Below are 12,442 nucleotides of genomic sequence, written 5' to 3'. Positions count from 1 at the left end.
CAATGATTGTCATGCCATGTATAGAAATCGACTGTTAGCTTGCTAGTTATGCTTCCGATACGGGATGAGCAATCGACCATTTCTCCAATGACAGCGATGGATCGCCTTTGATGCGTAGATCGGAAAACTCATTATTTTTCCATTTCAAATAAGCCGCTGCACCAATCATAGCTGCATTGTCGGTACAGTATTCAAATGGAGGAATCAGCAGCTCAATCTGCTCACGCTGACAGCGTTCGGTCAATGCTCGGCGCAGCCCCTTGTTCACAGCCACACCGCCGCATAGTAGCAATTGGCGTACACCGTAAGCTTTGACGGCACGAATCGCTTTTTCGACCAGCACTTCCACAACTGCTTCCTGAAAACCGCGCGCAATCTCAGCAGTCATTGGATCTTCTCCACGCATCTTCTTCTGGTTGACTACATTCAGTACTGCTGATTTCAGACCACTTAGGCTAAAATCGTATGATCCCGGCTCCAACCAAACACGCGGTAGCTCGACTGCGTGCTCCGCCTCCATTGCCAGCTTGTCGACATACGGACCACCCGGATATGGAAAACCGAGAGCACGTGCTACTTTGTCATACGCTTCGCCTACAGCGTCATCCCGTGTACTGCCGATCAATCGAAATTGACCTTCGCGCTCCAACAGCACTAGTTCGGTATGACCGCCAGACACGACAAGTGCTAATGCGGGATACTGCATGTCTGCAGTCAGATTGTTTGCATAAATATGACCGGCAATATGATGCGTGCCGATCAGCGGTTTGTCCAAGGCAAATGCCAGACTTTTGGCTGCCATAATACCGACCAGCAGCGCTCCGACAAGACCCGGTCCCTCCGTAACGGCGATGGCAGAAATGTCATCCAGCGCAATACCTGCTTCTTCAATCGCCTGCTCGATAATCAAGCTGATCGTCTCCACATGCTTGCGTGAAGCGACCTCCGGTACAACGCCGCCAAAGGCTTTATGCGTTTCGATCTGGCTTGATACAAGATTGGATAATACGGTTTTACCATTTTGTACGATTGCGACCGATGTTTCGTCACAGCTTGTCTCAATCGCCAATATATTACACACCGATTCGCGGTGTTCCTGCTGCATCATGAATTGTTCACGCTTCCTTCCTCATTACCATACTCTCCCTGTGTGGAGAGTTCGCACCACATAATCAGTGCGTCTTCATTGTTGTCCGAATAATATCCGCGACGTACGCCCGCTCCGGCAAAGCCCAGCTTGCGATACAGATTTTGCGCAGGTTCATTGCTGACGCGCACTTCCAGCGTCATCCGAATCATCCCTAGCTCAACTGCCCATTTCATCAGGCTGATCAGCAAATCCTGACCAAGACGGCGACCACGGTACACTTCTCGAATCGCAATATTGGTCACATGCGCTTCATCCATAATCGTCCACATCCCCGCATAACCGATAATTTGCCCGTCCAACTCCAGCACCAGATAGCGGGCAAAATGGTTCATGGTCAGCTCATTGCGGAATGCCTCTTCCGTCCATGGAAGGGTAAACGCTTCATGCTCAATCTCCATAATGGCTGCCAGATCGTCCGTGGTCATCTGACGGAATCTCGGCTGCTCTTCGCCATGATTAAATAATGTCGCCATTCTGGCACGTCCTCTCTTTAGGATTGACGCAGCAGATTGGCTTCCGCCTCCGACAGCTGCGTATAGTTAGGTAAAAGGGTATGCGCAGGCTCGGTCTGCCCAGACAGCAATGCCGCTGCACCGATCACACCAGCTTCATGCGCTTCCAGTACATTTTCCACTATGATCAATGTATCGCCAGCTACCTCACGTAATGGAGTGAGACGCTGTTCATGAGCAGTCGTTTCGCCAACTACATACAGATGACGTGGACGCTCAGCTGGCTCCAATGCACAATATTGCTCAACTAGTGACTGCACCCATAGCTCCATCAGGACTATACGATCTTCCTCCACTGAGACAGGAATCGACTGTCCATCTGTTAATGTGAATAAGCCGGTATACACCTGCGCACGACGAGCATCAATGAGCGGAATGATCCAGTCTGTGCCTGTTGCTGGTGAGCCGTCCCCTATCTCATTCGACATCACAGTCGGCGATTCTGTTTGCAGCGATGATGGTACAACAGATAAATCGTTGACAGCAGGCTCATTCTGCTTCTGTTCTTCTGTCACTTGCTGCGCAGCAGCATGGTATCCGCTCAACGCCAACGCCGCCAGACTGGAAAATCCAGCAACTGGCAGCTTCAATGTCCATGCCAGTGTTTTGGCTGTCGTTACCGCAATACGAATGCCGGTATAAGAACCCGGACCTACGCCAACTGCGATCCCATCCAGTTGTTGACGCGATACACCTGCGGTATTCAATACATCGATAATACGATCCAGCAAACCAACCGAATGATTACGATCTGCCTGGCTGCTATCCGCTGCCAAAATATGCTCATTCTCGGTGACGGCAACTGCCTGTGATGCAGTCGCTGTATCCAAAACCAAAAACCGCTTGCGCGGCTGTTCCTTTATATTACTCATGAATTGTCACTGACTCCATTCTGTTTTAACTCGGTGCACCAATCGGCATATGGCTGTCCATATCCGGTACAGAGGATGGTACGGCTATCGTCTTCGCTGTTCACGGTGATCTGAAGCGATAAATGCTGCTCTGGCAGCAGGTCAGGAATCCGGCTCGACCATTCCACCAGCGTCACACCTTGACCGAAAAAGTACTCATCCAATCCCAGCTCGGCAGCCTGATCCTCGTCGATCCGATACACATCCATATGATAAAAAGGCAATCGACCCTCATACTCCTTGATAATCGTAAAGGTCGGGCTGTTCACCATACCCGGTACGTCCAGATGCTGCGCAAATGCTTTGGAAAAATGCGTTTTGCCAGCGCCCAGATCGCCATCCAGCGTAATCATCGTACCCGGAAATGCTCGTTTTGCAAAAAAAGCCGCCAGTCGGCTGGTATCCTCCAGCTGGCGACTTGTGTATTCCACTGTCTGCTCTGGTCTTGCCTGTGTCATGAAATCCTCCATCATACGCTGTGACTACTTGCCAACAGCATCCTGTTATTGAACGTACGACCAGTATACCATATTCGGCGGCGACTTTAGCCCTTTATGGTATTTTTACAATAAAGGAGATAGTAATCGGGATAAGGTTTCCAGCGTTTTTTGCGTACGGGGACGACGAATAAATTCATGATAATTGATTTTGCTGCTTTCCTGTAGATCACGACGAAAATCTACCATTAGCCGCTCAATCGTTTCCTGCTCAAACAGAACTGCTGACAACTCAAAATTGCTGTACAGACTGCGCATATCCATATTGGCAGTACCTACCGAAGCAAGCAGATCGTCGACGATTACTACCTTGGCATGAACAAAGCCCTTTTCGTATTGGTGAATGCGTACGCCTACGCGCATCAGCTCCTCGATATACGATAGCGAAGCGTACTGCACGATCTGCGAATCAGACACCTTCGGTATAATAATATCCACTTCAACGCCACTAACGGCTGCCGTTTTTAGAGCAGAATAGATGCTCTGATCAGGGATAAAATACGGCGTAGTGATACAAATCCGCCGCTTCGCTGCTGCTAATGCACTAAAGCACATTTCCTGAATCGCATTCCAGTTACGATCCGGTCCGCTGGCAACGATCAATGCACGCTCGCTGCCTGTACAGGTATGGGCTGGAAAATACGCTGAATCGGTCAAACGCTGCCCCGATGCAAACTCCCAATCTTCCAGAAATACAATTTGCAAAAAGTAAACGGTATCTCCGCGTACTTCCAAATGCGTATCGCGCCAGTAGCCTAGCTTCGGATCACGTCCCAAATAGTCATCACCGATATTCAACCCGCCAATAAAGCCTACCTCTCCATCAATGACGAGAATTTTGCGGTGATTACGGTAATTGACTTCGCGTTGAATAAATGAAGTAAAGGGCGGTAGGAAAAAGTAAAACTCAATCCCTGCTTCCTTCAAGCGACGCACAAAAGTATGCTTCAGATGATAGCTGCCCAATCCATCGCACATCATACGGACTTTCACGCCTGCTTGTGCTTTGGCAATCAGCAGATCGGTAAACTTCTGCCCAATCTCATCCTCACGGAAAATATAAAACTGAATATGAATATGATGCTGCGCCTGCTCCAATGCTTTTAGCATCGCGCCAAATGTATTCTCACCATCCGTCAGCACTTCAATCTTGCTGCACGATGTAATCGGATTCTCCGTCAGATGTGACAACAAGGAAAATAGCCGCCCCTGCTCGTGAAACTCTGGGTTGCCCATATCGTCCGCAGAACGAATAACCGCTGCCTGACGCCATAATCTGCTTCGCACCTCGCGGAAGATAATCGTACCCTTTTTACGAATGGTCCGCCGACTGCGATAGTTGCGAGCGACAAAGTAATACATAATAAAGCCGAGAAACGGTACACAATAAGAGATAAACATCCATGCCACCGCCTTGCTCGGTGAACGGAATTCCAATATGAGGATCATCCCCGCTTGGGAAATGAAAATGATACATAACAGCAATAACCAGATCATACCTGTGCTTCCTTTCCTGCTGAATCTTCCTTCTTTCGCTATGCAAACAATATCATATCAAAAGAGACGGTTATTTAGCGATAGCCTGCTTTTACCATATAACCATTCTGACTAGAAAGTGATTCACACTACGTCGTTTTTTGTCAAATTGCATAGTCACAGAATACCTATATCCTTGTTAGCTGCATTTGGAAATGGATTACAATTAGAAGCACATAGCACATTGTGTAGTCACTTGGTATCGACCTGTCAACTTCAGTAAAAATAAAACAGGCTCCCTGTCTATTATGCAGGAAGCCTGTTTCAATTGAATTTTTTGATTGTTGGATCTACGTAAAATAAACTTCAACGGTACTTTCGCATGGATCTACAAATGGACTTCCAGCATTCACAGGAATATTTTACAGGAATGTATCAACTAACGTCATCCCAGCTTCATTTTGCGATCTCTATGTGTGACCGTACCTCCTAAACACGTGCATCCTAGGCACGTACATCCCGTTTGGCAAACGACAGCCATGCAATGAACAGGAAGAAGGCAAAATAAACCGCCAGTATGAACAGTGACCAGCCCAGACTTGTCACACCAAAGCTACCCGTTGGATCAGAGAAATACTGCGTTAAATCGAGATTCGTAAACAGCAGATATTTAACAATTCCATAATCCTCAGGCTTCAACGCCAGATGCAACAGCCCATTCGTAATCGTACCCGAGAAATAAAGCAACATCGACAATGTAATTGCCAGCGCAGCTGAACGGAACAGCGCAGACAGCATAAACGCAAATGTTGCCAAAATCAACGCACGAATACAGGAATACACTACGATCAAGAACAATTGGCTACTATACGACGACATATCCAATTCTGCCAAGCTAGGAATCTGTGACGGAAATAGAATATACGATACTGCCAAATTGATCAGCGCAAAAATCAAAGTCAATATTAACAAAAACACCGTGACTGCCAGAAACTTAGAACTTAAAATCTTCCAGCGCTGCCATGGGCGGATCAGCAGCAGCTTGATCGTACCGGTCGTAAATTCACTTGCCACCGATTCCGAAGCCACGATCAGCATAAACAGCACCACGAGGAAGAACATGGAAAATGACTGTTCAAAAGCCATTGGTGCTGAACCTTGATAATCTCCCAGCTTCATCAATAACAACAGAGACGGCGATAGCGCAACCAGTAGGATCAGCATCACCCAGTTGGATATACGCAACACAATCTTCAACATTTCATTCCAGATCAAACGGATAAAATCAGTCATGACGCAGCCCACCTTCCCGTGTCATCGCTAGGAACTGATCTTCCAGCGTCTGACGCTCCGGTACAATGCTATACACGGCAATGCCATTGCTAACCAGCAGCGCATTGATACGAGCAATGTCATTACGCGACGCGGTGACTTTCCAGCTACCGCCTTCCAATTGACCGATTGCCGCCAGTTGCATCGCACGTTCCGGCTGATCCAGCTCAAAGCGTACCGTCAACAGCTCATCCACCGGAGCGGTTGCCGCAGAACCGTGGCGTAGATCGCGCACATCGACCAATCGTCCGCCATTGATCACGGCAACGCGGTCACACATCAATTCCATTTCAGACAGCAAGTGACTGGATACAAATACGGTTGTGCCTTCCTCACGACTCAGCGCACGCAGATAGTCGCGCAGCTCGCGAATTCCCTGTGGGTCCAATCCATTCGTCGGTTCATCCAGTACCAGCAATCGTGGGCGGTGCAGCAGTGCTTGGGCTACACCAAGACGTTGACGCATACCGAGCGAATACGTACTGACCTTTTCATTCGTTCGTCCGACCAGCCCAACAAAGCGAATCACTTCGTCGATCCGTTCTTTCGTTACTCCCGGTGACATACGAGCATATTGCATCAGGTTCTGGTATCCGGTCATATACTTGTACATTTCCGGGTTTTCTACAATGGCACCCACTTTAGCAATTGCTTGTTCAAAATGAGTACGGATGCTTTGTCCCTCGATCAAAATATCGCCCTGTGTCGGCTTCATCAGACCAACTAGCATACGGATGGTTGTGGTTTTACCAGAACCGTTCGGTCCAAGAAAGCCGAATACGCAGCCCGGCGGTACATCCAACGTCAGATTGTCGATGATCGTTTTGGAGCCGATTGTTTTCGTAATATTGCGAAATTGTACAACTGGTGCGGCAATGGAATCCAGCGTTCCGCCTACCTTAGCAGAGGTAGCCGTTGTCGGAGCGGTTGGTTGAGTTGGCGATGGCTCAGAAGAACCTGCACCTGCAAAGGTTGGTTGATTCGTCTCTTGCATCTCATTGCTTCGTTCTCTGGCAGCAGGCGGATAGTGACCGCCATCATTGCCCCCATCATGCTTGCATATGGGCGCGGTAATCCACGCTGGTGCTGTGATCTTGTTCATTGGCTTGTGCTCATCCCTTTCTGCATATGATGCACGTACATTTTTCATCTTGCTTCTTCTCTTGTTGCTCCTTATATTCCCATTCGATAGTGAATCCAAACATAGTCATGCAAATGACAATAAATCCAATTGTAACGAGACTACCTGTGTATGTATGCCCTGTCAAATTTCGGCGATTTTATTGTAACACAGCAGAGAACGCAATCCCAAATCAGCCTAACTCCCTCTATAACAAAAAAAGAACTGTCCCATCAGTAAGCAGATTGATCACACCAGTTGCTTACTGATAGACAGTTCTTTATGTGATTTTGTAACACTTTCGCTACAGGTTTATTCGAAGAAATCAAACATAGCCAGCAGCAGCGTCAGAGCACTGAATAGACTACGCACCGGAACGTGCCAGTTCACGCATATTGGCTTCAAAGGCTGCGAGCAGTGCTGCTTCGCCTGTCAGACCTTTTTCGTGAACTTTGCGGATTTGTTCCAGCATCCGTTTGTAGTCTTTCGGGATGATCCGAACAAAATCCTTGGATTGATGTTCCCAATCTTCGAGTACGCGTTTCCCTGCTTCACTGCCTGTGTGACGCACATGCTGCTCGATCAAGGAACGAACCTCAGCCAACTCGTCCGCATCCTCGATGTCTTCCAGCAGTACCATTTCCAAGTTACAGCGACCGACAAAGTCATGACTTGGATCTAGCACATATGCGATACCGCCAGACATACCAGCTGCAAAGTTACGTCCGGTCGAACCGAGGACAATGACACGTCCGCCGGTCATATATTCACAGCCGTGGTCACCCACGCCTTCCACAACGACTTTGGCACCGGAGTTCCGAACCGCGAAGCGCTCACCGGCAATACCGTTGATATACGCTTCACCACTCGTTGCGCCGTACAATGCCGTGTTTCCGATAATGATATTATCCTCAGCAGCAAAGGTAGCTGCCGCGTCTGGTTTCACGATAATTTTACCGCCAGACAGACCTTTACCAACATAGTCGTTGGAGTCGCCTTCGACGCGTAAGGTAATACCTTTCGGAAGAAACGCACCCAAGCTTTGTCCTGCTGAACCTTTGAATGTAAAGGAGATCGTATCATCCGGTAGACCAGCAGCGCCGTATTTCATCGTCACTTCACTACCCAGAATCGTACCGACCGCACGATCCACGTTACAGATCGACAATTCAGCTTGAACCGGCTCGCCTGTTTCCAGTGCATTCGCAGCAAGTGGCAGCAGCTCGCGCAGATCCAGCGTCTCTTCCAGCAGATGATTCTGCTGTTGCACGTTGAAGCGTTCGCTACCTTCCGGCATTTGCGGCTCATGTAGCAGTACGGACAGATCCAGACCTTTTTTCTTCCAATGTGCATCTGCTTGCGACGCATCCAGACGATCCAGACGACCGATCATCTCTTGCACGGTACGGAAGCCCAGCTCTGCCATGATCTCACGCAGATCCTGTGCAACGAATTTCATAAAGTTGACGACATGTTGCGGATCACCGGTAAAGTTTTTACGCAATTCCGGGTTCTGTGTCGCTACGCCGACTGGGCAGGTATCCATTTGGCAGACACGCATCATAATACAGCCAACTGCAACAAGCGGTGCAGTGGAGAATCCATATTCTTCCGCACCAAGCAGTGCCGCTACCGCAAGGTCGCGTCCGCTCAGCATTTTGCCGTCTGTTTCCAGCACGACACGGTCACGCAGATTGTTCATGATCAGCGTCTGCTGTGTCTCTGCTAGACCTAATTCCCATGGCAGACCAGCGTGACGGATCGAACCTTGTGGCGATGCACCGGTACCACCGTCATAACCGCTAACGAGGATCACATCGGCACGTCCTTTGGCAACACCGGCAGCAATCGTACCGACCCCCACTTCGGATACGAGTTTCACATTGATGCGAGCGCGACGATTGGCATTTTTCAGATCGTAGATCAATTCTGCCAAATCCTCGATGGAGTAAATATCATGGTGAGGTGGTGGCGAGATCAGACCGACGCCTGGCGTCGAGTGACGCACTTCCGCAACCCACGGATATACTTTACGACCTGGAAGCTGTCCGCCTTCACCCGGTTTAGCACCTTGAGCCATTTTGATCTGGATTTCATCGGCATTCACCAGATAGTTGGATGTTACGCCGAAACGACCAGAAGCAACCTGCTTGATCGCACTGCGACGGGAATCGCCGTTTGCATCCGGTATAAAGCGTGCCGGATCTTCGCCGCCCTCACCGCTGTTGCTTTTACCGCCGATGCGGTTCATCGCAATCGCGAGACTTTCGTGCGCTTCTTTACTGATCGAACCGAAGGACATGGCGCCTGTTTTGAAGCGTTTCATGATGGATTCGATTGGTTCTACCTCTTCCAGCGGAATCGGCTCACCATTCGGTTTTAGTTTGAGCAGCGAGCGTAAGGTAAGATGCTTCTCATTCTCCCCTTCAACAAGCGCTGCGTATTTTTTGTACAATTTGTAATCACCGGTACGAACGGAATGTTGCAGCAGGTGGATCGTTTGTGGATTAAACAAATGATCTTCCCCATCATTACGCCACTGATAATCGCCGCCTGCATCCAGAATGCGGTCGTTACCATCCTTGTCGGTAAAGGCGCGGTAATGCTGCACCAGCGTCTCCGCTGTAACTTCTTCCAGACCGATTCCGCCGATACGGGACGGTGTCCACGTAAAGTACTGATCAATAAACTCCTGCTTCAGACCAACCGCTTCAAAGATTTGAGCGCCGCGATACGACTGAATAGTGGAGATGCCCATTTTGGACAGAATTTTGACAACGCCTTTGGTAACGGCTTTGATATAATTTTTGACTGCTTTCTCGTGTGAGATACCACGCAGCATGCCTTGCTTGATCATATCCTGCATCGTTTCAAACGCCAGATACGGATTGACTGCACTGATACCATAGCCGAGCAATACAGCGAACTGGTGAATATCACGCGGTTCACCGGATTCCAGCAGCAGGCTGACACGAGTACGTGTACCTTGGCGAATCAAATGGTGATGCAGACAGGCAACGGCAAGTAGTGCCGGAATGGCTGCATTTTCCTTATCCATTCCACGGTCGGACAAGATCAGGAAATTATGACCTTTGGCAATGACACGATCTGCGGCTTCACACAGATTTACCAGTGCGGCACGCAAGCCTTCGGCTCCTTTTTCCGCTTCAAAGAAGATTGGAATGGTCATCGCCTTGAAGCCTGGACGGCGTACATGGCGTACTTTGGCAAATTCTTCATTGGACAGAATCGGCGAATTCAGAATGATCTGACGACAGCTCTCCGGCTGCGGATCAAGCAGATTGCGCTCTGGTCCAAGTGAGGTCGCTGTCGAGGTTACAATCTCCTCGCGAATCGCATCGATCGGCGGATTGGTTACCTGAGCGAACAGCTGTTTAAAATAACTGTACAGACGCTGTGGACGATCTGACAGCACTGCCAGTGGAGCATCGTAGCCCATCGAAGCGAGTGCTTCCGCACCTGTCGATGCCATTGGCTCAATGACTTTGCGCAGCTCTTCATACGTATAGCCAAACGCAAGCTGCAATTGCTGTACATTATCGTGATCCGGCTGAATCGCTTCTGGTGCTTCCGGTACATCTTCTAGATTAACCAGATGCTCTTCCAGCCACTCGGCATATGGATGCTCTGAAGCAATCTGCTCCTTGATCTCTTCATCAGCAACGATACGACCTTCCTGCGTATCGATCAGCAGCATCCGACCCGGACGCAGACGGTCTTTATAGAGAATGTTTTCTGGGGCAATATCGAGTACGCCCACTTCAGAAGATAAAATAATCCGATCATCTTTGGTTACATAATAACGCGCAGGACGCAATCCGTTACGGTCCAAAATTGCACCGATCTGAATGCCGTCCGTAAACGCCATTGCCGCTGGTCCATCCCATGGCTCCATCAGACAACTATGATACTGATAAAACGCCTTTTTCTTCTCGTCCATCGTATCGTGGTTGCTCCACGGTTCTGGTACCATCATCATCGCCACGTGTGGCAAGGAACGTCCATTCAAATACAGAAACTCCAGCGTATTATCAAACATCGCTGTATCCGAGCCATCCGGGTTAATGACCGGACGAATCTTATCCAGATCATTGCCGAATACATCGCTCTCAAACAGTGATTGACGAGCATGCATCCAGTTCACATTACCGCGCATCGTATTGATTTCCCCATTATGAATCATGAAACGATACGGGTGAGCGCGATCCCAGCTTGGGAACGTGTTCGTACTGAAACGGGAATGCACCAGCGCAATCGCCGACTCAAATTCTTCATCACGCAAATCCAGATAAAACTCGCCGACCTGAATCGTTGTCAGCATGCCTTTGTACACGACTTTGCGACAGGACAGACTTGGCACGTAGAACGTTTCTCCGCCTTCAGCTTCCGCATAACGAATACGACGCTCCGCCAGTCTACGAATCACGTACAGCTTGCGTTCAAAAGCAAGCTCATCCTGATCGCGCAGTTCCTCGCTACGACCGATAAAAAATTGACGAACGACTGGCTTTGCTGCTTTGGCAGTTTTGCCCAGTGTGCTGTCATCCGTTGGCACGGTACGCGCTCCAAGGAACACTTGTCCCTCCTGCTCGATGATCTCTTTCAGCACGTCCTCATGACGTGTGCGCAGCTCCTCGTCGCGGGACAGGAACACCATCGCCACACCATATTGACCTTTAGCGGGCAGCTCAAAACCACCCTTAGATGCTTCACGGACAAAAAAGCGGTGCGGAATCTGGACCATGATTCCTGCACCGTCACCCGAGTTCGGTTCACTGCCTTGGCCGCCACGATGCTCCATATTTTCGAGCATTGTCAGCGCCTGACCTACGATCTGGTGACTTGGAATTCCTTTGATATGCGCGGTAAATCCCATACCGCAGGCATCTTTTTCAAACTGCGGATCATATAGACCCTGCTTTGGAGGCAAACCTGTAATGTTCATAATACGCAACCTTTCTATTATGAAGTGAATGGTCAAGAGACGAGCCAGAGGATGGCCGGACGAAGAACAATTGCTATTAAGGGTAGGGTATACAAAACAGGCTGCTCATTCCATACAGTATCCCCTACAATATTTGTACATATTGTACAGAGAGTGATTATGGAAGCAGCCTACATTGAATATAAGTTCTGAAGAGGTGCACGAAGAATAAATATCCATTTCGTACGAGTTCAAGTCACTTATTCAGCGATGTGATATTGTTGTAACCTTCGTTGGTTTTATACATTTTAACACTGAGCTGACATGATGGCAATTCAAACTTTTTATATATGCGATAAATTATTATTTTGCGTCAAAGCATTAGTGTGATAACGTAACGCATCGAATATAATTGTATGATTATACATTTAAACGTATATTAAATTCAATCATCTTCTCTTTTTCATGTTCATTCTGACCCCTTCATTATACCAAATGA

8 protein-coding genes are annotated in these 12,442 nt (G+C 48.7%); all 8 read right to left on the bottom strand.

Annotated elements, in window-relative coordinates:
• Window positions 1-46 precede the first annotated feature (46 nt).
• Entirely contained in the window at window positions 47-1,108 is a 1,062-nt protein-coding gene (gene tsaD / locus ABXR35_RS01590; protein WP_367054510.1) for a tRNA (adenosine(37)-N6)-threonylcarbamoyltransferase complex transferase subunit TsaD, read from the bottom strand.
• A complete protein-coding gene (rimI, locus tag ABXR35_RS01585) occupies window positions 1,105-1,623 on the bottom strand; it encodes a ribosomal protein S18-alanine N-acetyltransferase (protein WP_436669310.1) in 519 nt (172 codons plus the stop codon). Before rimI ends, tsaD begins: the two co-directional genes overlap by 4 nt.
• A 17-nt stretch (window positions 1,624-1,640) precedes the next feature.
• Window positions 1,641-2,534: a tRNA (adenosine(37)-N6)-threonylcarbamoyltransferase complex dimerization subunit type 1 TsaB gene (tsaB, locus tag ABXR35_RS01580; RefSeq protein ID WP_367054508.1), complete on the bottom strand. Its 894-nt coding sequence runs from the start codon at window positions 2,532-2,534 to the stop codon at window positions 1,641-1,643.
• Window positions 2,531-3,031, bottom strand: coding sequence for a tRNA (adenosine(37)-N6)-threonylcarbamoyltransferase complex ATPase subunit type 1 TsaE (gene tsaE / locus ABXR35_RS01575; protein WP_367054505.1), 501 nt, complete (start codon window positions 3,029-3,031; stop codon window positions 2,531-2,533). The genes tsaB and tsaE overlap by 4 nt, the downstream gene beginning before the upstream one ends.
• Before the next feature lie 105 nt (window positions 3,032-3,136).
• Window positions 3,137-4,567 (bottom strand): cardiolipin synthase, encoded by a 1,431-nt coding sequence (gene cls / locus ABXR35_RS01570; protein WP_367054503.1) that lies wholly within the window; start codon window positions 4,565-4,567, stop codon window positions 3,137-3,139.
• A 483-nt stretch (window positions 4,568-5,050) separates the two neighbouring features.
• A complete protein-coding gene (locus tag ABXR35_RS01565) occupies window positions 5,051-5,839 on the bottom strand; it encodes an ABC transporter permease (RefSeq protein WP_367054500.1) in 789 nt (262 codons plus the stop codon).
• Window positions 5,832-6,980 (bottom strand): ABC transporter ATP-binding protein, encoded by a 1,149-nt coding sequence (locus ABXR35_RS01560; RefSeq protein WP_367054498.1) that lies wholly within the window; start codon window positions 6,978-6,980, stop codon window positions 5,832-5,834. Before ABXR35_RS01560 ends, ABXR35_RS01565 begins: the two co-directional genes overlap by 8 nt.
• Before the next feature lie 382 nt (window positions 6,981-7,362).
• Entirely contained in the window at window positions 7,363-11,964 is a 4,602-nt protein-coding gene (gene gltB / locus ABXR35_RS01555) for a glutamate synthase large subunit (RefSeq protein WP_367054495.1), read from the bottom strand.
• Window positions 11,965-12,442: the final 478 nt, after the last annotated feature.

Origin of the sequence: Paenibacillus sp. JQZ6Y-1 (genome assembly GCF_040719145.1) — a bacterium.
Taxonomy (GTDB): domain Bacteria; phylum Bacillota; class Bacilli; order Paenibacillales; family Paenibacillaceae; genus Saccharibacillus; species Saccharibacillus kandeliae.
The sequence above is the reverse complement of the archived record's forward strand: the minus strand, read 5'-3'. Positions and strand labels throughout refer to the sequence as shown.